The following is a 25,530-nucleotide window of genomic DNA, read 5'->3' on the forward strand; positions in this document are numbered from 1 at the left end:
GCTAAGCGGTTACGATTGCCGAGCAATATCATTTTGATATTTCAGCCTGCTCATTCTCCAGAATTAAACCCAATTGAGCGCGTTTGGTTATATTTGAAGCAAGGGTTGCGCTTTACTTTACCCAAAAATATGGATGAGTTGCGGCTTTTGGTGAAGAATCGTCTCTCCGAAATGACTAAATCTGTCATTGCTTCCCTTGTCGGTAGAGATTCCATACTGGATGCTCTATCTGTTGCCTCTCTTTTGTGATTTGGTATAAGTTGTTTATTGAACTGAAATAAATCCTAAATTCTGCCCGATTTGTTGCCCCTGCGGGGAAAGTGCAAACTCGATAAATTGTTTGACAACAGGGCTAGTTGTTTTCTTTGCCGCTAAAAATAAACTACGACTGATGGGGTATTTCCCAGCCTTCACGCTATCAATATCTGTTGGGGCTACACCATTAATTGGCAAAATCCTCACGATTTCTTGCTTTTCTACTTGAGTAGTCGTTGCGTAACTAATACCGTTATCTCCGAGATCGCGCAAAATTGCTGTCGTCTCATCTTGTTTCCATGTAATGAAGTTAGCGCTATCAGGCGCGAATTGTTGCCCTGCCAAAACTATACCTATGAATCAAATGTTTCTAATGTTTCCAATTTAAATAGACTTTTCGTTTATTGTGATGAATGGTTATCAATGGCGGGATGCGTCATTCTGATGTCAAGCCTTAATTTTGATAAGTAGCTAGGAACAATTAAATGTAAGCCTAAAAAGCTGTAATGACTGCTGTGTAGGCATTACAGCTTTGAGATTTGTTTTTTAATTATGTCTAAGTATTTAGTTAATTTGGGATAGGGCTTGGCTTATGCTAAGTTGTTACCCCAAATGTGAAAAGCATTTGCAATATTTTTTTGATGGAGTAAGGGTATGAGCGCACAGGATCGAGTTCCCGTAGGTATTATTGGCGCTTCGGGTTATGGTGGCATCCAATTGGTCAGACTGCTCCTAGAGCATCCATTGGTGAACATTACTTACATGGGTGGAAGTGGCTCTGTAGGTCAAAATTTTGCCGATCTATATCCGCACATTGCCCATGCAGTTAACCTGCCCATCGAAAACCTTGAACCTGAAGCGATCGCTGATCGTTGCAAGATTGTCTTCTTGTCATTACCAAATGGTTTAGCCAGTAAAATTGCACCACGTCTGCTAGCTAAGGGTTGCAAAGTCCTCGATCTATCCGCAGATTATCGCTTCACCGATCTACAAGTTTATGAATCTTGGTACAAGGAGGCACGGACTGACGCTGAAGTTAATTCCAAGGCGGTCTATGGATTGCCAGAAATTTATCGCGATCGCATTGCTACCGCTAACTTGGTTGGCTGTGCTGGTTGCTATCCCACTGCTAGTCTATTAGCTCTACAGCCTTTACTAAAGCAAGGTCTAGTTGATCCTAGTACGATCATCATTGATGCTAAGTCTGGTACATCGGGTGGTGGTCGTCAGCCTAAAACTAATTTATTACTAGCCGAAGCAGATGGATCTCTTGCTGCCTATGGTATTGCTAGCCACAGACATACTCCTGAGATTGAACAGATCTGTAGTGATATGGCAGGTCAGGATGTTCTAGTGCAATTCACACCGCATCTAATTCCGATGATTCGCGGCATTCTTTCGACGGTATATGCTAAGTTACGCGACCCTGGTTTGGTGAAAGACGATATTCTTACTATCTATAAATCTTTTTATCGCAACTCAGAATGGGTGCAGGTTTTGCCCAAAAATATTTTCCCACAAACCAAATGGGCTTTAGGTACTAATCTTTGCTATCTCGGTGTCGAAGTCGATGAACGCACAGGTCGAGTAATTGTAGTGTCTGCGATCGATAACCTGATGAAAGGACAGGCTGCCCAAGCTGTGCAATGTATGAATATCATGATGGGCTGGGAAGAGTCATTGGCTCTGCCTAAGCTAACTTTCTATCCTTAAATACGTATTAGCCCTGCACTCAAGTGCGGGCTAAAAGCTCAAACCCGTTGAAACGGGTTAATTAATAGGACTACGGAGTCCACTTCAGTGGAATTAAGCAAATAAGCCAAGAACTCAAGTTCTTGGCTTATTTGCGTCATATACTTGGTTGAAGTGGGTTATACCAATTCACAAAAGTGTGGCAACACTTTTGTGAATTAAAAACCAAATCCAGTAAGGGTTTTAAAAACACAAAATGGCTACGCCATTTTGTGTTTTGGTATTAGTGATGGGCGACGCTTTGCTTCGCTCATCCTTAACGATATACAAATGACAGCAACAGTTAAAAGTTTGGGTGAGCAAGGATTGCTGAAGATATTTCGGCAATATTGTAGTGCGGTGGTGGGGGATGACGCAGCGCCCATGGGCGCAACTTTGCCCGATCGCCAAATGGTGGCGACGACAGATATGTTGATCGATGGTGTGCATTTTAGCGATCGCACCACTAGCCCAGAAGATGTTGGTTGGCGTGCTGCCGCTGTGAACTTATCTGATCTTGCTGCGATGGGTGCTAAGCCTTGGGGATTGGTCATGTCGGTGGGACTACCACCTGATACCGAGATTGCTTGGATTGAAGGTGTATATCGTGGCTTTAGTGAATGTTTACAAACCTATGGCACTGAATTGGTGGGCGGCGATACTGTGCGATCGCCTGTGCGGACTTTATCGGTAACTGCCTTTGGTCAAGTACCGAAAACTCAAGTCATTCAGAGACATACGGCGCGAGTTGGTGATGTGATTGTGATGACGGGTTTGCATGGACTTTCAAAAGCTGGTTTAGAACTTCTACTTAAAGAAGAGTTAAAAGAGGAGTTATTAGTGCCGATGCTGATTGGCAATCAGATTCTAGCGGGAGAGGATTTAGTTCAAGCAATCTGTCATTACCATCAGCGACCAATTCCCCGTTTTGATGCGATCGCGATTTTGCATAAGATTCTCAACCAGCAAAATCATCCAACTGATTTTCCTGTTTCAGGAATGGATAGTAGTGATGGATTAGCCGATGCGATCGCCCAAATATGTCGTGCTAGTAAAGTTGGTGCAAAGATCCATTGGCGATCGCTACCAATTCACCGAGCTGTAAGGGCTTTGGCAGGCGATCGCGCCTTAGAGTGGGTATTGTATGGCGGTGAAGATTTTGAACTTGTTTTATGTATGCCTTTGTCTTTAGCCGAAAAGTTTGTAAATCAACTATCTGGCGCAGTGATTATCGGTGAGATTATCGATGGCGATCGAATTGACGGACTAGAAATGAGATCGGCTTTTCAACATTTCGCACCCTAAGATTGCTTTGAGAATGTTGCTTCGCAACATTCTCAAAGCAATCTTATTTGGCTAACGCCTTTTCATGTTGTCCTCTTAGCTGACCACAGGCAGCATCTGCTTCCAGTCCTCTTGTCCGTCGTACACTCACCGCAACTTTATAATGTTCCAGAACCTGCACAAAAGCTTGAATCGCTCTTTCGGTTGGGCGTTTGTAATCAGCATCACTGACCGTGTTGTAAGGAATCAAATTAACATGACTCTGGAAACCCCGAATTAGATATGCGAGTTCCTCGGCTTGTTCAGGTGCATCATTGACACCAGCCAGCAATGTATATTCAAAACTAATTCTCCTACCCGTGATCTCCACATATTCACGACAGTCATCCATCAAGGCAATCAATGGATAGCGATCGGCGGAAGGAATTACTTGGGCGCGAACTTCTTGTGTCGGCGCATGAAGGCTGACAGCGAGAGTGACTTGTAGATGCTCTTCCGCAAAGCGAGGGATCTGATTGGGAATGCCGACGGTGGAGACGGTGATATTGCGCTGACCAATGCCGATGTCTTTATTAATCACAGCGATCGCACCGACTAGATTCTCATAATTGAGCAATGGCTCGCCCATGCCCATAAATACGATATGGCTGACGCGCTGCTGCATTACTTCCTGCACAGTCAGCACTTGATCGATAATTTCATGCTTTGCCAAGTTGCGCCGAAATCCGCCTTTACCCGTGGCGCAAAAGTCACAAGCCATAGGACAGCCGACTTGGGTGGAAACACAGACGGTCAGACGCTTACTGGTGGGAATGCCAACGGTTTCGACAATTTCTCCATCGGCTAACTTCAGCAGGAATTTCTCAGTACCATCGCGAGTTGTTTTGTGGAGATGAATCTGCGATCGCCCGATTTCCACAGTCGGATTCTGTGCAAATTCTTCGCGCCATGCCTTCGGAAACACTGTAATATCTTCTAAACTTCGCGCTCCCTTGTTATATAGCCAGTCATGGAGCTGTTTACCTCGATAGCTTGGTTGCCCTTGCGCTACGACCCATTCGGTGAGTTCAGATTGCGATCGCCCCAATAGTGGTAGGACTTTAGTAGATGCTGAGGTTAACGTATTGGCTGTCATGACAAATTGGCAAATGGGGCTAATATTGATTTTATCAAATTTCTTACAAACATGCCTGAGAAGGATATAAGGATGGAAAAATTCGATCTATAGCCTTTAATGGAAATCCAATTCTTACAGCGCTTTTGGGTGTGTCAGAAATCAAAAATCCTTCTTTACACAAAGTATTGAGAAGCAGTTCCATTAAATCAATGATTTTGTCTCTATACCTCAATGACATTGCCGATCTTTTTGACGGCTCTAGTCCTCTCTTTGCAAAGGTTACTGCAAATTAATTTGAATTTTATTGCCGATCTTATTGCCGATCTTTCTTAGGTTTATTGATATAGTAAATTCGCATTATATTCGCTGGTAGTCTATGAAACGTCGTCAACTTTTACTGACATTATTGGGTGTACCTGTAGTTGGCTCATTGATTTATGGGGCGATCTCCAAATCGAAAAACCAATATGAGCCAGTTTTAGCCAAGTCTCCAGCCAGTAATCCTCCCGAAAATAATCCTACTTTTACTGATCCCACTGAAGAACCATTAGTGAGATTTGCGGCGATCGCAGATAACGGATTTGGTAGTCCTGACCAGATGGCTGTCGCTAAGTCCATGTGGGAAACCTATCAGCAAAAGCCCTATCCCTTCGTACTGATGGCTGGCGATAATATTTATTCCTACGGTGAAATTAGTTTAGCAAAAGCATATTTTGAAGATCCCTATGCCCCATTGCTCAAAGAGAATGTGAAATTTTATGCAGTATTGGGAAATCACGACATTATCAAATCGAACAATGGACTCGATCAGATTAATTATCCACTTTTTAATATGAGCGATCGCTATTATTCGTTTACAAAAGGTAATACTGCTGAGGCAACTATTGAATTTTTTGCGATCGATACGAATGACAATGCTCCTTGGCTAGAGCAGCTTGCATGGCTCGATCGTCAGTTAGCTAATAGTACAGCTCCTTGGAAAATCGTATTTGGACATCATCCTTTATATTCATCAGGACGACATGGTAGTAATCCTAAATTAGCTGCCAAACTTGCGCCGATATTTGCGAAGCATAAAGTTTCACTTTATCTTTGTGGACATGATCATGGCTACGAGAGATTTGCCCCGATTAATGGCACAACTTATATTGTCAATGGCGGCGGAGGTGCTCCACTATATAGCTTTGGTAAATCACCTCAAACTGCTTTTGTAAGTGCGCAGTTTAGCTTTATGACTTTTGATGTCTATCAAGATAAAATCATCACTAAGGCGATCGCCACCGATGGCAAAGTTTTTGATCGCGCCATAATCACTAAAACCATTTAATGTAAGGTGACTCTTCACGTCACTTCACATTAAATTAGCTAAACCAATAATTACTATGAGCTTATACCTGTACGCAATTTTGCAAGCTGATCATATTGAGCTAGTTAAAGATCTCGATCTTAAAGGCATGAATGCTCAGCCCGTGCAGTTTTATCCGCTCCCTCCTTTTGCGATCGTCTATAGTGAATCTCAGCAGGAGAGATATCTCGCCAGCCGCGCAAACCTGATTACCCACGAAACAGTTTTAGAAACATTGATGAAGGCGATCGATCCGCATAAAGCAGTGCCTTTGCCTTTGCAGTTCGGGCTAGTGGTTGAAGAATGGGAAGAAGTGGAAAATGATTTGCTAATTCCTTACGAGGCAAAACTTACAGAACTGATCGATAACTTAATCGGTAAGCGAGAAGTCAGTGTCAAACTCTTTTGGAATCAAAATGAAGAATTAAATCTCGCTGTAGCTGAAAATAAAGACTTGCAACAAAGGCGCGAAGCTTTAGTTGGGAAGGTGCTGAGTATGGATGAAGCGATCGCAATCGGGCAAGAACTAGAATCTGCGATCGAGCAACGTCAACAAATCATCATTGATGCTTTTGTGGATACCCTCAAGCCGCTATCCCATGATTATGCTGAGGGAGAATTACTGACGGAAAGTATGATTTATAATGGTTCTTTCTTAATTGATTGGGATAAAGAGCCTGAATTTGCCGCAGCTGTTGAAGCACTAGATCTTCAATTTGAGAACCGCCTCAGAATCCGCTACAACGATTTCACCGCTCCCTACAACTTTGTAAATGTAGATCGAGAATAAACTACAGCAAAGCTTATCCCAAATTCACAAAAGTGTTGTCACACTTTTGTGAATTAAAAAGCAAACTCTGTAGAGAAACATACGTCTCAACCCATGATCGGCAGTCGAATGCAAAACTTAGTACCTTGACCTAGCCCTGTCTGAACTTCCAAACTGCCACCGTGTTTTTCTACAACGATTTGACGAGCGATCGCCAAACCCAATCCTGTTCCTTTACCCACCTCTTTGGTGGTAAACAAATGGTCAAAGATTTTAGCTTTGACATCTTCTGTCATCCCCTTACCATTGTCACAGAAATGGATTTCAATAGCATTTTGTGCAGTTAAGGTAGTTTGAATCGTAATTTTTTGAGGATTAGCTTGTAGATCAGCAAAAGAAGATTGCAGAGCAACTTCATCAAAAATATCGATCGCATTCGCCAGAATATTCATAAACACTTGGTTTAACTGACCAGGGAAACAATAAATGGCGGGCACATCACCATAATTTTGAATGACTTCAATAGCAGGTCGATATTCGTTAGCCTTGAGCCGATATTTGAGAATTAGCAATGTACTATCAATTCCTTCGTGCAGGTTGGCGCTAACTTTATGATCAGTATCGGCACGAGAAAAAGTGCGCAGACTGTTGCTAATACCTCTAATGCGATCGGTCGCACCTTTCATAGAGTTCAGCAGCTTAGGTAAGTCTTCGCTCAGGAATTCTAAATCAATCTCTTCTGCATTGTCTTGAACAGAGGCGGCAGGATTGGGATGATGTTGCTGATAGAGAGCAAGATGTTCGAGAAGATCATGCACATAGTCTTTCGCATTTTTAATGCTGCCATTGAGGAAGCCAATTGGATTATTGATTTCGTGGGCAACCCCAGCAACAAGATTCCCCAACGATGCCATTTTTTCGCTTTGGACAATCTGCAACTGGGATTGTTCAATCTGTTGAGCGTAGTTCTGAGCTTGTTGATAGAGCCGAGCATTTTCTAAAGAGATTGCGGCTTGAGCGCAGAGGAAGTTCAACAGTTCGACGCGATCGCTTGTAAATGCGCCAACGGTGACATGATTCTCCAAATACAAAATTGCCACAAGTTTGCCCTGCTGTAAAATTGGGGTACAGAGCATACTCTTGGGCTGCTGCTGCAAGACATAAACATCCGTCGCTAAGGTGGGATGAACAGAGGCATCAACAATCACCACAGGTTCCCGACTACGTTTAACAGTATTAATCAATGATTGGGGAACTTCTGAACTACTAGACAAATCAATGGATTGCACTTGTGCTGGCTGATCGACGGTGGCAATCGCTTCCACAAACCACTGATTTTTACTGGGCATTAGCAAAGCACTTTTATCGGCTCCCGCATTTTCGAGAACCGTATGCAGCAAGGTTGCCAAGAGCTTGTCGAGTTGAATTTCGCTGGACAGGGTTTGAGATGCTTTCAGCACCGTTGCGAGGTCGAGTGTGGCAGAAATGCTGGTGCTACTGTGAGTAGATGATTGTGTACTAGCTGTTTGAGATGTGGTTATAGATATTGTCGAAAACACTGTTTCAGTTGCCGACAAAGCCATTTTTTGTTGTTGCAAAATTGGCGCAAGCATCTGGGGATAGCGACGTTCTAGGTCTTGTACTTTGGCTTTTGCGCCCCAGCGAGCATAGCCGTAGTAGGCATTCGTCAGATACTCTTGGGCAATTTTTTCTTTGCCCCAATCGAGATAGAATTTGGCAGCGAGTTCGTTGGCTAAAGCCTCTTCTTGGATAAATCCATTCGCTTTGGCTCCTGCGATCGCTTGGTCATAATATGCGATCGCATTTGAAATATCGCTTGAAATACAGCAACGTAATGCCTCTACCAGAAGATACTTATGTTGATAATTGATCGGTGCAGCACTAGCATAAATGCCTAGTTTTTCCTGATTTGCATCAACCTGAGAAAGAAGTTTTACTTGCTGCAAAGGATCAACCGTTGGATAAAGTGTGAGACGAGCTAATGAATCACAGTAATAATAAACTGGTGCAGAAAGCATTCCCATCCCAGCTTTAAGATATTTTTCTCCTGCATCTGCATCCTGAATTGCCGCAGTAATATCTCTAAATACGAAGCTCAACATCAACTTACACAGATAAAATAGATGGAGCGCTAATTCATCATTTACTTTACGAAGGCTTGATAAGTACTCCGCTTCATCGCTTGCATCACTACCAAGACAGCTTGGATCTTCCCTATACTCAGTAAGATTTTTGATAGAATAACGCAGGATATGCATCCAGCTTAAAAAATGTTGACTTGTGGCAAATTTCACCTGATAAATAGCAAGTTCTTCTTCTAATATTTCTAGCCCCTCCACACCACTTAAATAGGTATACATTAACCTAAACGAAGTGGAAACAAGTGAGTGAACAGCATCTCCTGTTTCTAATCCAACTTGATAGCACTCCTTCAATAAATTAATCGCTTGTTTAATGCTTTCTCGATTCGATTGATTAAATGCAGCGACCTTAAACTGAGTCATACTCTGAACTGATTTTTCAGAGAATTTATCCATGATTTTAAGTGCTAGCTGTCCAAATTGATAACCTTCTTCTAGCTTGTTTAACACAGTGCTGACAATAATTCCAAAATCTGCATATCCTGGTGCAGAAAAAGGTGAATTACCATATTTAAGCGATAAATTGACCTCTTCACAGGCAATAATTGGGAAAAGGTGGGGAGCTGCCTGATGCACGGATGGAACAAGGCTAGTCATAATTCGTAAAGCCGCTAAAGCATTGACCTCCTGCATTACTGGGAGGTTTACTAACTCCTCGATCTCGCAACTTGGTAAAGATGCCAACGTGTTTTCGACGTACTGTTGAATTTCTAAAGAGCTGATTGACTCAGGAAAACTTATCCCCAATTTCTGAAGGATTTCTCGACCAACCGTAATTGCCTGAAGCTGTTGATTTTGCACTTGATATGCTTGGAGTTTGATCTCGTATACTTTCACTTGATCAAGTAAGGTATTAGTACGCCGCAACACAACCTGAATCAAAGATTCCATCTGCTCAAAATCACAATTCAGCAACGCTACTTCTGCTGCTTCCTCGTACAAGTCTTGCATCAGATTAGGATTAACATCCCAACCACTTGCCTTTAATAACTGTATCCCCTGAGCGAGATAATGCTGTGCTGCACTATAGGATGTTGATTTCTTAGCTTTTCGACCTGCCTTCAGATTTAATTGAGCAGACTGCTCGCGCTGAACGAGTGAAGAAAGAAGTGCAATGCCATAATTTAACTGATTGACAATCTCAAAAATCCGTTCATTTTGTTGCGCTTTGTCAGTATTTTGCAAAAGCAGTTGTCCAATGGCAAGATGCGTCAGTTGTTTCTGTTCCTCAGGAATCAACAAATAGGCAGCTTGTTGGACGCGATCGTGCAGAAAACGATAGGTTGGATTGGCGGACTCGTGAGAAGCCGACTGTTCTGTATCTTGAAAGAACTTATAGACTTGACTCGTGGGTAAAATCAAACCTTCTTGTATAGCTTTCCACAACGCCGATGCCGCAGCATTGGGTGACTGCTCAGACACAATTGACAAGGTAGTCAAATCAAACTGATTACCAACGCAAGCGGCCAACTTCAGCACCTGCTGTGCCTCTGCTGGTAACTTCTGCAATTGCAATGCCATAAATTCTACGACATCATCCGTGAGAGCCAGTTCTTTCACTTCAGCAATATCGCATGTCCAATAGCGGCGATTATGATCGAAGGTAATCTGTCCATCTTCATACAATGCTTTGAGAAACTGAGTCGTAAAAAATGGATTGCCTTTAGTCTTACGATCAATTAATTCAGTGAGAGGTTGAGCGAGTTCCCTTGAACAATTCAAAGTGTCGGCAACCAAGTGATTGGTATCATCAAAAGCTAATGGTACTAATGTAATGGTATTCAGAATCACCTTAGCTTTCTTAAGTTCTTCCACCGTCAAGATAAATGGGTGGGCAGGCGAAACCTCATTGTCCCGATAGGCTCCCAATATCAGCAAATAGCCATTGTCACTCATCAACAATTTGAGCAATTGCAACGAAGCCAAATCAGCCCACTGCAAATCATCCAAAAAGAGCACCAATGGATGTTCTGCGGTAGTAAAGACTTCAATAAACTTTTGGAACAGTAAGTTAAACCGATTCTGGGCAGCACTGCCAGAAAGCTCTATGGCAGGAGGTTGTTTGCCGATAATCTGCTCCAGTTCAGGAATCACATCTATCAGTACTTGCCCATTTTCACCTACAGCAGCCAAAATCTTGGCTAGCCATTGAGCTAGTTGCTCGTCTGGCTCGGAGAGCAATTGCCACATCAAATCACGCAAGGCTTGCACAAATGCCGAGAGAGGAATATTGCGATTAAACTGATCGAATTTACCTTTGATGAAGTAGCCTCGTTGTCGCGCAATCGGCTTATGCACTTCATTGACCAACGCAGTTTTGCCAATGCCTGAGAATCCAGAGACCAGCATTAGCTCTGAACTTCCATCTGAAACCCGCTCAAATGCCTCTAATAACTGCGCTACTTCAGTTTTTCGCCCATAGAGTTTTTCGGGGACGAGGAAGCGATCGCTCAAATCGCGTTGACCTAATTCAAATTCAGTAATCAAACCCATTGCTTGCCACTGGGTTAAACACAGTTCCAAATCATGTTTAAGTCCCAAGGCACTTTGATAGCGATCTTCGGCATTTTTTGCCATCAGTCTCATAACTATTTTCGCCACCTGAGTAGGCACATCGGGATTCACCTGATCAACGGGCTCTGGCACCTTGGCAATGTGACAATGCATTAGCTCTAACGGATCATCCGATGTAAAGGGCAATATTCCTGTCAAGAGTTGATACAGAGTAACACCTAAGGCATAAAAATCAGCACGATAATCGATACCGCGATTCATCCGTCCTGTTTGTTCTGGTGCTAAATAAGCCAATGTTCCTTCTAGAATGTTAGGGCATTGAATTTCCTGCGTTTCCTTGGGCAGTAAAGAAGCAATACTAAAGTCGATCAGTTTGACTTGTTTTGTGTCGGGATGAATCAGAATATTGGCGGGTTTAATGTCCTTATGCACCACCCGATGCTGGATAAGATCATGGAGGATATCTGTAATTTGGATGGCGATCGCCATCACATCTGTTAATGCCAACGAATGCTGCTGGAGGTATTTCCCTAATGCGACCCCACCCCAATCTTCCATCACCAGAGCATAGCCACTCCCCACAGTTTCTAGCTTCAAAGGTTGGACAATACCAGGAATGGAGAGATTTTTGGTAATCGCATATTGATTGCGAAACTGCACCAACTCACCAAAGCTTGGATAGTCTCGCCGCAGTACCTTAATCACCATCGGACGCTGAGTCAAAGTTTGTAACGCACGATAGACTGCTGTTCGAGAACCCAGATAGAGTTGCTCAACAATGCTATAGCCAGAAATCTCAGGGTATGAATGAGGTGCGGTGCTGCTTAAAGGCTTCATAGGTTGGAATGGAGGAAGCTAAACCTAATTTGGTGCAATTACCCTTATAGCATTCCCAAGTTTTAGAGCGATCGCATCATACAGAGTTACATCCACAGCGCCTACGAGAATCTTTGAATTTGGGGGTAGGGGGCAATCCCTCCGTGGTTGCCCTGCTTCTCTACCAGCAAGAGATTCATCTTCCGCGTCCCAAGTAATTTCAGTTAATAATTTAGGGGGCAATGTAACCCTGAATATTTTCTGGACGTAAGGGACGCATAATTTGATTGGCACGAACTATCTGATTATCTGTACCTTGGACAACGATTAGATATTTGCCTTCATCAAGACGATTGCGGAGAGGAACCGAATCGCTGCTAGTTGCCACGCCGACACCACCTCCAACAAATATGCTTCCCATCGCACCGCCAAAAGCACCTAATAAACCACCGATCGCATGATTACCGATCGGTCCAGCCCAAGAGAAAGTATGTAAATCAGTGACGAGACTAAAACCAATCCCTGCAAAAAAGCCAAACGGGACAAGCCAATATGACATTTGAAAAGCTTGTTTGCGACCTTGTACAAGCGGATCGATAAAGCCAAATTCTTCAGCGCTTTTGTAACCTTTGCCTAAAATCGAAATTGCTTGCATCGGAAAATTTGCTGATTCTAGTCTTGTATAAACTTCTTCAGCCTTCATGCGATCGCTCCAAACACTAACCAAATAGTTCATATATTAAAAAAACGATTAACTGCTAGCCAATATCGTATAGTGCAAAGCGATCTAAAAAGTTAGGCACACCCTTTGGATTTGACTAACTTTAGGGTATTTCTCATGAACAGGCTCCCATCACATTGGCAGAAGTCGGAATTGCCCCGTTTAATTTCACCTTGGAAAGGGAAAAACCAGAAATCTTGTTCCCTCCCCTTTGCAAAGGGAGGGTTAGGGTGGGGTAAATTTTAGAGATTGGCAAGTTTTAAAATCTTTTGCCAATGGGTTTCAGATACAGGAACGACTGACAAGCGACTAATGCGAATTAGGTCAAAGCCTTCAAAATCAGGATCTTGTTTGATTTGAGCAAGGGTGACGGGCTGAGGTAGCGATCGCACGGCTTTGACATCGACCACAGCTCGTTTAGGATCATCTAATTTTGGGTCAACATACGGCATTGTAATTACTTCAGCAATACCCATAGCCTGACGCTCATCTCCTGTGTGATAGATCAGCGCTAGATCTTCGGGCTGCATCGTACGAATATGCTTGAGCGCCAAATTATTATTCACGCCATCCCAAATTGTTTGGCGATCGCGCTCTAGATCGGCGTAGGAATAAACATGGGGTTCACTTTTGAGTAACCAGTAAGCCATTTTTAAAAACATTTGCAACAATCACAGTATACCGATCTCAAGCCCCAAAAGTAGGGCGCGAAGCGCCCTACTTTTGGGGGCTTGGGGATCACTATTGAGACTGTACTCAGAAAGTGTAGTCATCAGAACACAAGTAAAATCCTTGTAGCTTATAATCATTAATGCCCCATGCAGCAAGTTAATCAGGCAACTTTTGTCGAAAGCTTTGCTTTGCGTTATATATTTTTTGATAGCAACGAAACTAATCCGATGGAAATGAGCCGCGTGAATACAAGTCAGTCTAATCAGTCTGGAACTACTAATTTGATCCCAGGGCCATATTGGCTAGTGGAAGAGCGTGATGCCTGTGGAGTGGGGTTTATTGCTGACAAGGAAGGTCGCGCTAGTCATAAAATTATTAGCAACGCTCTGAAAGCTTTGACTTGTATGGAACATCGTGGCGGCTGTAGCGCTGACCAAGATTCGGGTGATGGCGCAGGTTTGATGACGGCAATTCCTTGGGCGCTGTTACAAAAAGAATTTGCAGATTTGACCATCGATCCTGAGCATTCGGCGTTGGGGATGTTTTTCTTTCCACAAGATCGCGATCGCGCCGATGAATGTCGCGAAATCACCGAAAAAATTGCTAAAGAAGAAGGGCTAAACCTGCTGCGATGGCGAATTGTACCTGTGCAACCACAAGTATTAGGCGTACAGGCTAGAGAAAATCAACCGCATATCGAGCAAGCAATTTTTGCAGCAGATGCAGAACATCAAAAGCTTGAACAAATCGAAAGGGCAATTTACATAACCCGTCGTCGGATTAAACTCGAAGTAAAAAAGCTTGCGCCCAATCTACCCAGCGATTTTTATGTTCCCTCTCTTTCTAACGCGACTGTAATTTATAAAGGGATGGTGCGATCAGCGATATTGGATGCTTTTTATGAGGATCTGCAAAATCCTGATTATGTCTCGCCTTACGCCATCTATCACCGAAGATTTAGTACCAACACATTACCAAAATGGCCTCTTGCTCAGCCAATGCGGTTTCTTGGTCACAATGGCGAAATTAATACTTTGCAAGGAAATACCAATTGGTTTCTCGCGCGTCAGGGTGATCTCGCTCACCCTAATTGGGTGGACGCAAAGGGCGATCGCCTCAAAGATTTATTGCCAATTCTCAAGCCCAATGAAAGCGATTCAGCAACACTCGATCATGTTTTTGAATTGCTAATTGAGACTGGGCATAGTCCGCTAGAAGCGATGATGATCCTTGTGCCAGAAGCCTATGAGAACCAACCAGATTTAAGCGATCGTCAAGCAATTGTTGATTTCTATGAGTATTACAGTGGATTACAAGAGGCATGGGACGGCCCCGCGTTGCTAGCCTTCAGTGATGGCAAAATTGTCGCTGCTGCTCTCGATCGCAATGGCTTGCGTCCAGCCCGTTACATGATTACCAAAGACGGGATGGTAATCGTTAGCTCTGAGGCTGGAACCGTCGATATTCCTGAAACGGAAATTATCGAAAAAGGTCGCCTTGGCCCTGGGCAAACCATCGCTGTTGATTTGCAGACCCATGAAATTCTGTACAACTGGGAAATTAAGGAACGGGTTGCCAAGGCGCATCCTTATGGCGAATGGATTAAACAATATCGCAAAAATCTAGAAATCAAGCCTTTTGCAGAAGCGCCAACACTCGATGAACAGAAAGTTCTCACCTATCAAACCGCATTTGGTTACACCCTCGAAGATGTGGAAATGGTGATCGAAGCGATGGCTCAAGATGCGAAAGAGCCAGTATTTTGTATGGGAGATGATGCGCCACTTGCTTTTCTGTCACAGCGCCCACATCTTCTTTACGATTACTTCAAGCAACGTTTCGCACAGGTGACAAATCCACCGATTGATCCTCTGCGAGAAGGAACGGTGATGTCTTTATCGATGTTTTTGGGAGAAAGAGCGAATTTGCTTCTCGCTACTCCTGAAGCTGCCCATCAGATTAAGATCAAAAGTCCTGTAATCAATGAAGCAGAACTTGAGGATCTCCAATCCTTAGGTTTTGCTTCAACAAAATTAGATATGTTGTTCCCGATCGCATCAGGATCTGACGGGCTAAAAGATGCGATCGCCAAGATCAGTGATGCTGCCGTAGCAGCAGTTCGCAATGGCGCAAAGCTGTTAATTTTAAGCGATCGCCTACTTAATGCTGATAATGCCTACATTCCCCCTTTGTTAGCCGTGGGCGCAGTCCATCACCGCCTCTGTGCTGAAGGGATTCGCATGAAGGCTTCGATTGTTGTGGAAACGGCGCAATGCTGGAGTACCCATCATTTTGCTTGCTTGATCGGCTATGGAGCCAGTGCTATTTGTCCTTACCTCGCTTTTGAAACTACGCGCCATTGGTGGGGTAAAGCGAAGACTCAAATGCAGATGCAGCAGGGCAAAATCAAGTCTCTCACAATTGCTCAAGTTCAAGATAGCTATCGTAAAGCAGTTGAAGGCGGCTTATTAAAGATCCTCTCGAAGATGGGAATTTCGCTACTGTCTAGCTATAGCGGCGCACAAATTTTTGAAGCGATCGGCATTGGTACAGAAGTAATTGCTAATTGCTTTAAGGGAACAGTTTCTCGCGTTGGTGGTGTTAACTTCGCTGATATTGCTTCAGAATTACTTAGCTTCCATTCTCAAGCTTTTCCTGAGTTGCAAATCAAAAAGCTGGAAAATTATGGTTTTGTGCAGTATCGCCCCACAGGTGAATACCATATGAACAGCCCTGAAATGGCGAAAGCATTGCATAAAGCAGTGGCGGGTGATGGCTATGACCATTACGAAGTCTATCGTACTCAATTGCAAAATCGCACTCCAACGGCGCTGCGTGACTTACTCGAATTTAAGAGCGATCGCCCTAGTATTCCCTTAGAAGAAGTCGAAGATGTCTCAAAAATTCTTAAACGCTTTTGTACTGGTGCAATGTCCCTTGGAGCATTGAGTCGTGAAGCCCATGAAGTCCTTGCGATCGCCATGAATCGCGTTGGCGGCAAATCTAATTGTGGTGAAGGTGGAGAAGATCCAATTCGTTATTTACCCATTAATGATGTGGATGCGAATGGAATTTCGGCAACATTCCCTCACCTCAAGGGTTTAAAAAATGGCGACACAGCTAACTCGGCAATTAAGCAAATCGCATCGGGACGTTTTGGTGTTACTCCTTCCTATCTAGTCAGTTCCAATCAACTAGAGATTAAAGTCGCTCAAGGAGCGAAGCCTGGTGAAGGCGGACAGTTGCCAGGACCAAAAGTCAGCAGCTACATCGCCATGCTGCGAAATTCTAAAGCTGGAGTTTCTCTGATTTCACCACCGCCTCACCATGATATCTATTCTATTGAAGACTTGGCGCAGCTAATCTTTGATTTACACCAAATCAATCCCACCGCCAAGGTATCTGTAAAACTAGTATCCGAAATCGGTATTGGCACGATCGCAGCGGGTGTTGCCAAAGCCAATGCCGACATCATCCAAATCTCTGGCTATGATGGCGGTACGGGTGCTTCACCCCTGAGCTCGATTAAGCACGCTGGCTCACCTTGGGAACTTGGTTTAGCAGAAGTGCATACGGTATTGATGGGTAATAAATTGCGCGATCGCGTATTATTACGTGTTGATGGCGGCTTTAAAACTGGATGGGACGTTGCGATCGCAGCGCTTCTCGGTGGCGAAGAATATGGCTTCGGTACAGCGGCGATGATTGCTGAAGGCTGCATCATGGCGCGAGTTTGCCATACGAACAAGTGTCCCGTTGGCGTAACCTCGCAACTAGAGCAGTTCCGCAAGCGCTTCCCTGGGACTCCAGAACATGTGGTCAACTTCCTCTACTTTGTTGCTGAAGAAGTTCGTCAAATTCTTGCCAAGCTGGGTTACAAATCTCTCAAAGACATCATCGGACGTTCTGATTTGTTAGCACAACGTCAAGATCTCAAGCTTGCTAAGCTCGACCTCAATCAGGTTGACATGGGCTGCTTGATTAATCTCCCTGACACCAAAATCGATCGCAGTTGGTTAGAGCATTCACCAACTTCCCATAGTAATGGTGCTGTTCTAGATGATGAGATTTTGGCAGATATTGAAGTCCAACAGGCGATCGCTAATCAAACTGATTTAAGTAAGACCTATGCGATCGTTAACACCGATCGCTCAGTTCCTGCGAGAGTATCAGGTGTGATCGCAAAGCAATATGGTAATTCTGGACTCGCCAGCAACCTCAATCTGGAATTTGTTGGTGCAGCAGGTCAAAGCTTCGGCGCATTCAATATCAATGGATTGAATCTCTCGCTAGTCGGTGAAGCTAATGACTACATCGGTAAAGGTATGAATGGTGGCACAATCAGCATCAAACCTAAGCCTGATTGCATCTTCAATCCAGCTGATAACGCAATTATTGGTAATACCTGTCTCTATGGCGCAACAGGCGGATATCTATTCGTACATGGACGCGCTGGCGAACGCTTTGGGGTAAGGAACTCTGGCTCGAAAGCAGTCGTGGAAGGCACAGGCGATCATTGTTGCGAGTACATGACTGGTGGCGTAATTGTTGTCCTTGGAACCACAGGTCGCAATGTCGGCGCAGGAATGACGGGCGGTATTGCTTACTTCCTCGATATCGATGGCAAGTTTTGCGATCGGCTCAGTCAAGAGGTTCTCAAAGTCCAGAGAGTTTGCACTGCCGCAGGTGAAAGCCAGTTAAAAGAGCTGATTCAATCTACCTATGAGAATACTGGTAGTAGCCGAGCAAAGGAAATTCTCGATGAATGGTCGAGCTATTTACCGAAGTTCTGGCAAGTCGTGCCGCCTTCGGAGCAGAATAGCCCTGAAGCTACGGATGCAGTGCCTGTAGTCGCAACGGTTTAAAAAAGAGAGGGGTGCTTCGCGCCCCTCTCTTTTTTGTCAATGAAACTATTGGCGATTCCTTATCTCACACAAGATAAAAATCAGCTATTTCCTTTTCCTTAGTTGTTAACCATAGCGATCGCCCTCAGCAAACCTTTAGCAGATTGATAATTAGGCGATCGCCTAGAAATCATGACTCACAGTAATAGCGATCGCGCCTTACAAACTTGAGAAGATAATTGTTGAGGCGATCTACTTTTTTACTTTTTTCATATTCTTTTTCAAACGAGCTAATTCAGCTTTTAAAACGAGTATTTGTGGATGTTTAGGATCTAATAAATGCTTAAAGAGAAATAATGTTTCTTTATAGGCTGCGACTGCTTGAGGAAATTGTTGACATTTCTCATAAAGTTTTCCTAATGTCCAAATACGATCAGCATATGATTTATTTTGAGTCTCTTGCCGTTCGCGTTTAATGGCTTTCCATCTTTCTAACAATGCAATTGTTTCTGAATTCCGTTTTTGACTTTTATAAAGTTCTGCTAAATTATTCAGGCTATTGGCAGTATCAGGATGATTTTCTCCTAATTGCTCTTCACAGATTTTCAGTGAGCGAAGAAAGAGGGATTCAGCCTCATCATATCGTCCTTTATCTTGATAAAGTCTCGCTAAATTATTCAGGCTATTGGCAATATCAGGATGATTTTCTCCTAATTGCTCTTCACGGATTTTCAGTGAGCGAAGATAGTGGGATTCTGCCTCATCATATCGTCCTTTATTTTTATAAAGTCCCGCTAAATTATTCAGGCTATTGGCAGTATCAGGATGATTTTTTCCTAATTGCTCTTCATAGATTTTCAGTGCGCGAAGATTGAGAGATTCTGCCTCATCATATCGTCCTTTACTTCTATAAAGTTCTGCTAAATTATTCAGACTAGTAGCAGTATCAGGATGATTTTTTCCTAATTGCTCTTCACTTATTGATAGAGCATTTTTATAAAAATAAATCGAACTGTCATAATCACCCTGTTCTTGCTTGCTATTACCAATATCTCGTAACAAGGTAGTAATATAGCGCAGGTTTTTCAGGTTTATTTCTTTGTAAAAGGTTTCTGCTCGACGAAAGAATGACTCGGCTTCTGCATAATGGCCAGAACGGAGTTTGACAAGTCCCTGTAAATGGAGGGGAAAACCTTTTCCAAAAGCATCTAACCTATCAGCAATTTCATGTTCTCGAAAACCTTGAACAGCGGCTTGTAAACGCTCAATTTGATTATAAGTCCACCAATCAAAGCCTCTATCCAATAGTCTTCCAGTCTGAGCCTCACCTTCATTAAGGATCTCATGATAACAAAATTCCACATCTTCTTCTGACGACATTTTTTCAGAAAAGAAGTAATCCGCCGCTCGTTGGGATAACCTCAAAAATTCATCTTTATCCTGCTGCCAGAGTTGATTTAATAATACATTTCGCGTTAATTCATGGATGTTATATCCCTGTTTAGGAAATTCCTCAACAAAGGTTAACGTCTTTAACTTTTCATACAATTTATCCGCTTGTTCTGCTAACTCTGGTCTTAACGCCGCCAAAATATTAGCATCAAAAAAATGTGGAATTGCCGCCGCCCAGAGCGTAGAAACCAAATCATCAGGCATCTGACTCATTTGTAATTCCAGCAAGATCCACTGCCGTTCTGTCTCTGTCTCGGCTTGCTGAACTCGTTTTAGTATCTCTTCAATACTGACCACTGTTTATCACTGTTAATAACACTTCATGAACATTTTTAGGATGACCTTTAAGCCCAATTAAGATTGGTTTAATCGCATAATCGGGTAGATCACAAAACTCACACCACGCCTCTAGCTCATTAATCGAAGTCAGTTTAAAATATTCACATTCATGCCCCCAAACCGAATTGCTTGGATTTGGAGTTGCCTGCCCAGCAATCACAGTTGTCACCTTTTTTAAACGTCGTACAACAGTTCTTAACCATGTGCCTTCAATCCAATCCTGTAATGACTTATTTGCCATTTGGTAAGTATCGAGTGTAATTACCATTTGATGCTCAAATCTCTCTAAATCATTAAAAAAAGCATCATGTAACTGCCGTAAACGATGTTCCTGCGCTTGCGGATCGATACTAGTCCCATGAATTGCTATGGAAATTGTTTGTGCTTCAATATCATTTTCAGAAAAATCAACACTTCCTTGTATAAAAGCTCTAAGTTGTTTTACAAAAGTAGGAAATTGCGCCCGTCCCAAATCATTTACAACTTCCGACAAAAACGCTGCAATACTATCTAAGCCTTTGCAATCAAACGGCACATATTTCACTGTGTCTGGACATTGTTGCTGAAATCGGCTGAGAAGCGATGATTTCCCCATGCCTGACTCTCCTTCTATAAGCATAATGCGGCAATCATGATTGCCCTGTGCCATTTGTAGAAATATTTCGAGTTCCCTTGTACGGTTCGCTAATTTACGCAGTTTTGCCATTGCTCCAGCATTTACGAGTTATTTTTGTCGCTTGAGTCCTTAAGTGGATCATCATAACCCAATTCCACTTTCTGCTTACCATCAACATCGTTTTCCGAAAACTCAGTACCACGCATACGGTATTCACCCTCACCCCGTAGCTTATTGCCCTTAAACACGACGTTTACTGGTGGGTCATCCTGTATTGGCTCATTTGGCTTGGCTTTAACCTGCATTGTCCGTTTTTTCGCATTCACCGAAAGAGACGTTATGCGATCGCGGAGAAGCCAAACAATCGCAATCAAAACTAATGCAACAATCCCTGCGATCATGACAGTTGTATTCATATTTACACATCACTTTTGCGAAGAAATTATCATTGAGTTTCCTAAGATTATCATATTGTAAAGATATAATTAAAGTGATTTCTTTCTAAAATACATCAAATCATTTGAGAATATTTGTTGTTGATTGAGATTGCGCTCGCTTAACCACAATCATGACTCACAGTAATTGCGATCGCCTTGAGGAGATTGATTTTTGATGTGATCGCTTGATTCGAGGGGGTGTGAGGAGTGGGGGATTGATGTGCCGTTATAATTTAGACAATAGAAAATAATATTTTGCTAAATTTATGACTAACACTTAAGGAAATCGACACTTATGCTAACTTTGCAAATTACAAAAGATCAGGTTTTCACTTTGATCGATCAACTTTCACTTAATGAGAAGCAAGAAGTTTTACAATATTTAGTCGAAAAAACCCGTGAGAATCTTGATGATACCCCTGATGAGATTGTTATCGAGGGTATTAAACAAGGTCTCCAAGAAGCGATGAGGGGGCAAACTATTCCTCTATCTCAGATGTGGGAGGGGATTGATGTCGAGTAATTCCATCGAAATTTTTCTGACTTCCCGTTTCAAAAAAGATCTTAGTCAATTAGCTAAACGTTATCGTTCAATTCGTAAAGATCTAGAACCTCTAGTTGAGCAGCTTAAATCAGGAGAAGTTTTAGGCGATCAAATTTCTGGTTTGAATAATCAAGTATTTAAGGTTCGTCTCAAAAACAGCAATATTCAAAAGGGAAAAAGCGCAGGTTATCGGGTTATTTATTATGTGAAAACTGAAACCAGTGTGGTTTTGGTGACGATTTATTCTAAGTCCGACACGTCAGATATAGAGAATAATGTGATCGAAAAAATTATTAAAGAATTTGTGGAGGAATAGGTATCGTTGATGTGATCGCCTAGAAATCACGACTCACAATAATAGCGATCGCCGTCTTCCCAACTCACAACAACAAACCCAAACTTAAGTACAGGATTTTATTAAACTTAGGGATAATTCAAGAAATAGCGATCGCCACATAACAGAAAACTTAGCTAATTTGTAATATAAAATCTAGTTGAGACCCATCATTCCCCAAAGATGTCCCATGCTCAAGCCTGTAATACTTACCGTTGATGATGACCCCGCAGTATTGCAAGCGGTGGCTAGAGACTTACGACAGCAATATGGCGATCGCTTTCGGATTGTGAGGGCAGACTCAGGAGCATCAGCACTTGACACCACCCAGCAACTCAAACTTCGCAACGAAGCGATCGCCCTGTTCCTAGTGGATCAACGGATGCCACAAATGAGCGGCGTAGAATTTTTAGAACAGGCGAGTGACATCTTTCCCGAAGCAAAACGGGTGCTACTGACAGCCTATGCCGATACAAATGCTGCGATCGCTGCAATTAATACCGCTAGACTAGACTACTACCTATTAAAGCCTTGGGATCCGCCACAGGAAAAGCTTTATCCAGCCCTTGATGACTTGCTCAACGATTGGCAAGCCAACTTTAAACCAGAATTTCAAGGCGTAAAAGTAATTAGCGATCGCTGGTCTCCGCAATCCCACAATATTCGCGATTTCCTTGCCCGCAACCAAATCCCCTATCGTTGGCTCGATATCGAAACTAATCCTGAAGCTCAGAAATTTTTACAATATGCTGGAGAGAAGGGTAATCCCTGCTTGCCTTTGGTAATTTTGCCTGACGGCACAAAATTAGTTAAGCCAAGCATTACTGATATCGCGGGAAAAGTAGGACTCCAAACTCAAGCCGAAAAGCCATTTTACGATCTCGCCATTATTGGTGGTGGCCCCGCAGGACTAGCCGCCGCAGTTTATGGAGCTTCTGAAGGATTACGCACCGTGATGATTGAGAAGGAAGCCCCTGGAGGACAGGCAGGAACCAGCTCGCGCATTGAGAACTATCTAGGATTTCCTGTGGGATTGAGTGGTAGCGACCTCGCTCGACGCGGAGTCACCCAAGCCAAGCGTTTTGGTGTAGAAATCCTAACACCCCTAGAAGCAACAGGCATCCGCATTGAGAATAACTATCGCATCATTACATTATCTAATGGTTCGGAGATTAGTTGTCACGCCCTAATTTTAGCGATGGGCGTAGCTTGGCGCAGGCTAGATGTAAAGGGAATTGACCAGTTCACTGGTTCAGGAGTCTACTATGGTGCGGCTCAAACTGAAGCAGCGGCTTGTCAAAATGAGGAGGTTTATATCGTTGGTGGAGCTAACTCCGCAGGTCAAGCGGCGATGTATTTCTCGAAATATGCCAGCAAGGTTCGCATGTTAGTGCGAGGCGAGTCTCTCACTAAGAGTATGTCCCAGTATTTGATCGACCAGATTGCGGGAACTCCTAATATCGAAGTTTTGCCTTTCCACAGCGTTGTAGAAGTGAAAGGCAGCGACAAACTAGAAGAGATAGTGGTAAAGGATTCGCAAACAGGTGAGGTAAAAACTCTAGCGGCAAGTTCGCTATTTATTTTCATTGGTGCAACTCCCAGCACGGAATGGCTTGGCGATTTGATTCAACAAGACGATCGCGGTTTTGTAAAGACTGGTTTAGATATCGAGAAACCTACGCCTTGGCAATTGCAGCGCGATCGCTTTTTGTTAGAAACAAATGTCTCTGGGATCTTTGCAGTAGGAGATGTTCGTCACGGCTCAGTTAAGCGTGTTGCCTCAGGCGTAGGTGAAGGATCGATTTGCGTGCAATTTGTGCATCAACATCTTGCCAATGTTTAACCCTCAAAGCAAAAGGATTGCTTCGTAATTCTTTTGCTTTGTTTATAGTCTAGGAGATTGCCATGCTCTGCGCTGATACTCTATTACAACTGGAACTCTTTCAGACTTTGCCCATCGAGAGAATTAAATGGATCTGCGATCGCGTCCAGCCGATGCACCTGAAGGCAGGAGATATCCTCTTTCGAGAGGGCGATCGCCCCGATGGATTTTACATTCAAGTGAATGGAATTACTAACATCAGCCGCATGAGCCAAGGCGTTGACATGCCCATCGGTCGGCATGATGGATTATCCTTCTTTGGTGAAATCCAAGTCCTCTCTGACGACAATGTGCCTGTGACCTTAGAGGCTGTCAACGAAGTCCACCTCTATCGACTCTCTGGCGAAGATTTTATCGATGTGCTACATTCCTGCCGTGAGTTTGAGAAGCTAATGTTTCGGATCGTCCAGAAGCGTTTGCGTGGTCTAGAATCTTTCATTCAAACCCGTGAAAAAATGGCAGCTCTCGGAACTCTCTCCGCAGGACTCGCGCACGAACTCAATAATCCTGCGGCGGCTCTAGTTAGGTCTTTAAAGGATTTACAACCAGCCATGCTAGAACTGCAACGCATGAATCTGATCTATGGTCAGCGCCAAGTTGATGACGCGCATACAGCCGAATGGCTAAAAATTCGGGACTTAGGCTTTGAGGCGATCACGCATCCGTCAATTAATTCTTTAGCATTAAGCGATCGCGAAGATCGATTACTGGAATGGTTAGAAGATTATGGAGTGCAAGAAGCTTGGAAATTAGTAGAACCTTTGGCTCTAGGTGGTGTGGAGCCAGAGATATTATCCTCAATGATGGAACGTTGGCGGAATGATTCTACCGAATTAAGAGACATGGGATTGCGATGGTTGGCTCTATCCTTTGATGTGATGGCAATGATTGGCAATGGTCTGAATGGTGCAGAGAGAATATCAACATTAGTACAGTCGATGAAGTCTTATTCCTATATGGATCGAGGCGCACAGCAAAAAGTTGATATTCACGAAGGCATTGAAGACACGCTACGATTATTTTCGTTCAAACTCAAGCATGGTATTACGATTAAACGTGACTACGATCGGAATTTGCCGCAGATTTTGGCTTTTGGAAGCGAGCTAAATCAGGTATGGACAAATTTAATCGACAATGCGATTTACGAACTAGAAAACACAGGCTCTTTTGACGGATCGCCTGCAACGATTACGATTCGTACTTGTCACAGAGAAAAATGTTTAGTAGTAGAAATTATCGATAATGGACATGGTATCGATCCAGAAGTGAAAAATCGTATCCTTGAGCCTTTCTTTACTACTAAGCCTATGGGAAAAGGTTCGGGATTAGGGCTAGATGTGGTCAGACGCATTATCGAAAATAGACATCACGGCAGTCTTGCGATCGAGTCTGTCGCTGGTAAAACCTGCTTTATAGTTTTTTTGCCCATACAAGATGTCTAATCAAAGCTTGTTTTACTTAGAGGGGGATCTAGTCGCAAGAATATATTTAAGGAATGAATAGGTTTCAGATTTAGAAAGTCTAAATTTCTCTCCTGAATGGTCAATAATATACTCACCTACTACCTCTCCACATACTGTACAGGTATAAGTACCAATCACAAGTATGTCAATGCTCAACTGCCGAATTTGTTCTTCTAACCATTGATCTCTAAGCGCTAAAACATCTTCAAAATAAGCTGAATCCATTATTATCT

Annotated in this window: 19 protein-coding genes; 10 read left to right on the plus strand and 9 right to left on the minus strand. The window is 43.2% G+C overall.

Annotation, left to right across the window (positions count from 1 at the left end):
* Positions 1-249, plus strand: a 249-nt coding sequence (locus CQ839_RS13605) for a transposase (RefSeq protein WP_181016170.1), incomplete at its 5' end; no start/stop codon positions are given.
* A gap of 15 nt (positions 250-264) precedes the next feature.
* On the opposite strand, the gene CQ839_RS13610 is transcribed toward CQ839_RS13605, so the two are convergent.
* Positions 265-600, minus strand: a complete 336-nt coding sequence (locus tag CQ839_RS13610) for a hypothetical protein (RefSeq protein ID WP_258040734.1) — start codon at positions 598-600, stop codon at positions 265-267.
* A 309-nt stretch (positions 601-909) separates the two neighbouring features.
* Here CQ839_RS13610 and argC point away from each other — a divergent pair, with 309 nt between their 5' ends.
* Positions 910-1,968 carry an N-acetyl-gamma-glutamyl-phosphate reductase gene (gene argC, locus CQ839_RS13615; protein ID WP_103668832.1) on the plus strand — a complete coding sequence of 353 codons (1,059 nt, stop codon included), beginning with the start codon at positions 910-912 and terminating at the stop codon, positions 1,966-1,968.
* A 309-nt stretch (positions 1,969-2,277) separates the two neighbouring features.
* The gene (gene thiL, locus CQ839_RS13620; RefSeq protein ID WP_103668833.1) at positions 2,278-3,291 is read left to right on the plus strand and encodes a thiamine-phosphate kinase; all 1,014 of its coding nucleotides are present in this window, start codon (positions 2,278-2,280) and stop codon (positions 3,289-3,291) included.
* Positions 3,292-3,334: 43 nt separating this feature from the next.
* Here the strand turns inward: thiL and rlmN are convergent, their stop codons facing one another.
* Positions 3,335-4,405 (minus strand): 23S rRNA (adenine(2503)-C(2))-methyltransferase RlmN, encoded by a 1,071-nt coding sequence (gene rlmN, locus CQ839_RS13625; RefSeq protein WP_103668834.1) that lies wholly within the window; start codon positions 4,403-4,405, stop codon positions 3,335-3,337.
* A gap of 358 nt (positions 4,406-4,763) precedes the next feature.
* Between rlmN and CQ839_RS13630 the strand changes: the two genes are divergently transcribed.
* Together CQ839_RS13630 and CQ839_RS13635 are read left to right on the plus strand one after the other, a co-directional pair.
* Entirely contained in the window at positions 4,764-5,714 is a 951-nt protein-coding gene (locus CQ839_RS13630) for a metallophosphoesterase (RefSeq protein WP_103668835.1), read from the plus strand.
* 55 nt (positions 5,715-5,769) lie between these two features.
* Complete coding sequence (locus CQ839_RS13635) at positions 5,770-6,522, plus strand: GvpL/GvpF family gas vesicle protein (RefSeq protein WP_103668836.1); 753 nt, start codon at positions 5,770-5,772, stop codon at positions 6,520-6,522.
* Between the two features lie 86 nt (positions 6,523-6,608).
* Here the strand turns inward: CQ839_RS13635 and CQ839_RS13640 are convergent, their stop codons facing one another.
* The 3 genes from CQ839_RS13640 to CQ839_RS13655 all read right to left on the minus strand — a co-directional run bounded on the left by CQ839_RS13640 (position 6,609) and on the right by CQ839_RS13655 (position 13,364).
* Positions 6,609-12,014: an ATP-binding sensor histidine kinase gene (locus CQ839_RS13640; protein ID WP_103668837.1), complete on the minus strand. Its 5,406-nt coding sequence runs from the start codon at positions 12,012-12,014 to the stop codon at positions 6,609-6,611.
* Between the two features lie 211 nt (positions 12,015-12,225).
* The gene (locus CQ839_RS13650) at positions 12,226-12,729 is read right to left on the minus strand and encodes a hypothetical protein (protein ID WP_103668839.1); all 504 of its coding nucleotides are present in this window, start codon (positions 12,727-12,729) and stop codon (positions 12,226-12,228) included.
* 227 nt (positions 12,730-12,956) lie between these two features.
* A complete protein-coding gene (locus CQ839_RS13655) occupies positions 12,957-13,364 on the minus strand; it encodes an EVE domain-containing protein (RefSeq protein ID WP_103668840.1) in 408 nt (135 codons plus the stop codon).
* Positions 13,365-13,613: 249 nt separating this feature from the next.
* On the opposite strand from CQ839_RS13655, the gene gltB reads away from it, so the two are divergent.
* Positions 13,614-18,251 (plus strand): glutamate synthase large subunit, encoded by a 4,638-nt coding sequence (gene gltB, locus CQ839_RS13660; protein ID WP_103668958.1) that lies wholly within the window; start codon positions 13,614-13,616, stop codon positions 18,249-18,251.
* A 231-nt stretch (positions 18,252-18,482) separates the two neighbouring features.
* On the opposite strand, the gene CQ839_RS13665 is transcribed toward gltB, so the two are convergent.
* From CQ839_RS13665 to CQ839_RS13675, 3 genes are read right to left on the minus strand one after another with little or no spacing between them, the layout of a single operon-like run.
* Positions 18,483-19,979 carry a tetratricopeptide repeat protein gene (locus CQ839_RS13665; RefSeq protein ID WP_181016197.1) on the minus strand — a complete coding sequence of 499 codons (1,497 nt, stop codon included), beginning with the start codon at positions 19,977-19,979 and terminating at the stop codon, positions 18,483-18,485.
* A complete protein-coding gene (locus tag CQ839_RS13670; protein WP_103668841.1) occupies positions 19,966-20,727 on the minus strand; it encodes an ATP-binding protein in 762 nt (253 codons plus the stop codon). The genes CQ839_RS13665 and CQ839_RS13670 overlap by 14 nt, the downstream gene beginning before the upstream one ends.
* 11 nt (positions 20,728-20,738) lie before the next feature.
* Positions 20,739-21,053: a hypothetical protein gene (locus CQ839_RS13675; RefSeq protein ID WP_103668842.1), complete on the minus strand. Its 315-nt coding sequence runs from the start codon at positions 21,051-21,053 to the stop codon at positions 20,739-20,741.
* A 316-nt stretch (positions 21,054-21,369) separates the two neighbouring features.
* On the opposite strand from CQ839_RS13675, the gene CQ839_RS13680 reads away from it, so the two are divergent.
* The 4 genes from CQ839_RS13680 to CQ839_RS13695 all read left to right on the plus strand — a co-directional run bounded on the left by CQ839_RS13680 (position 21,370) and on the right by CQ839_RS13695 (position 25,276).
* Positions 21,370-21,597 (plus strand): hypothetical protein, encoded by a 228-nt coding sequence (locus tag CQ839_RS13680; protein WP_103668843.1) that lies wholly within the window; start codon positions 21,370-21,372, stop codon positions 21,595-21,597.
* Entirely contained in the window at positions 21,587-21,934 is a 348-nt protein-coding gene (locus CQ839_RS13685; RefSeq protein ID WP_103668844.1) for a type II toxin-antitoxin system RelE/ParE family toxin, read from the plus strand. Before CQ839_RS13680 ends, CQ839_RS13685 begins: the two co-directional genes overlap by 11 nt.
* Before the next feature lie 208 nt (positions 21,935-22,142).
* A complete protein-coding gene (locus CQ839_RS13690) occupies positions 22,143-23,795 on the plus strand; it encodes an FAD-dependent oxidoreductase (RefSeq protein WP_103668845.1) in 1,653 nt (550 codons plus the stop codon).
* 62 nt (positions 23,796-23,857) lie between these two features.
* Positions 23,858-25,276, plus strand: coding sequence for a sensor histidine kinase (locus CQ839_RS13695; protein ID WP_103668846.1), 1,419 nt, complete (start codon positions 23,858-23,860; stop codon positions 25,274-25,276).
* 12 nt (positions 25,277-25,288) lie between these two features.
* On the opposite strand, the gene CQ839_RS13700 is transcribed toward CQ839_RS13695, so the two are convergent.
* Positions 25,289-25,522 (minus strand): hypothetical protein, encoded by a 234-nt coding sequence (locus tag CQ839_RS13700; protein WP_103668960.1) that lies wholly within the window; start codon positions 25,520-25,522, stop codon positions 25,289-25,291.
* Positions 25,523-25,530: the final 8 nt, after the last annotated feature.

The sequence above is a fragment of the Pseudanabaena sp. BC1403 genome (assembly GCF_002914585.1).
Lineage (GTDB): Bacteria > Cyanobacteriota > Cyanobacteriia > Pseudanabaenales > Pseudanabaenaceae > Pseudanabaena.

Bases quoted from the DNA above. Each gene is read 5' to 3' on its own strand.
- argC (WP_103668832.1), top strand. From the start codon at position 910: ATGAGCGCACAGGATCGAGTTCCCGTAGGTATTATTGGCGCTTCGGGT.
- thiL (WP_103668833.1), top strand. From the start codon at position 2,278: ATGACAGCAACAGTTAAAAGTTTGGGTGAGCAAGGATTGCTGAAGATA.
- rlmN (WP_103668834.1), bottom strand. From the start codon at position 4,405: ATGACAGCCAATACGTTAACCTCAGCATCTACTAAAGTCCTACCACTA.
- CQ839_RS13630 (WP_103668835.1), top strand. From the start codon at position 4,764: ATGAAACGTCGTCAACTTTTACTGACATTATTGGGTGTACCTGTAGTT.
- CQ839_RS13635 (WP_103668836.1), top strand. From the start codon at position 5,770: ATGAGCTTATACCTGTACGCAATTTTGCAAGCTGATCATATTGAGCTA.
- CQ839_RS13640 (WP_103668837.1), bottom strand. From the start codon at position 12,014: ATGAAGCCTTTAAGCAGCACCGCACCTCATTCATACCCTGAGATTTCT.
- CQ839_RS13650 (WP_103668839.1), bottom strand. From the start codon at position 12,729: ATGAACTATTTGGTTAGTGTTTGGAGCGATCGCATGAAGGCTGAAGAA.
- CQ839_RS13655 (WP_103668840.1), bottom strand. From the start codon at position 13,364: ATGGCTTACTGGTTACTCAAAAGTGAACCCCATGTTTATTCCTACGCC.
- gltB (WP_103668958.1), top strand. From the start codon at position 13,614: ATGGAAATGAGCCGCGTGAATACAAGTCAGTCTAATCAGTCTGGAACT.
- CQ839_RS13670 (WP_103668841.1), bottom strand. From the start codon at position 20,727: ATGGCAAAACTGCGTAAATTAGCGAACCGTACAAGGGAACTCGAAATA.
- CQ839_RS13675 (WP_103668842.1), bottom strand. From the start codon at position 21,053: ATGAATACAACTGTCATGATCGCAGGGATTGTTGCATTAGTTTTGATT.
- CQ839_RS13680 (WP_103668843.1), top strand. From the start codon at position 21,370: ATGCTAACTTTGCAAATTACAAAAGATCAGGTTTTCACTTTGATCGAT.
- CQ839_RS13685 (WP_103668844.1), top strand. From the start codon at position 21,587: ATGTCGAGTAATTCCATCGAAATTTTTCTGACTTCCCGTTTCAAAAAA.
- CQ839_RS13690 (WP_103668845.1), top strand. From the start codon at position 22,143: ATGCTCAAGCCTGTAATACTTACCGTTGATGATGACCCCGCAGTATTG.
- CQ839_RS13695 (WP_103668846.1), top strand. From the start codon at position 23,858: ATGCTCTGCGCTGATACTCTATTACAACTGGAACTCTTTCAGACTTTG.
- CQ839_RS13700 (WP_103668960.1), bottom strand. From the start codon at position 25,522: ATGGATTCAGCTTATTTTGAAGATGTTTTAGCGCTTAGAGATCAATGG.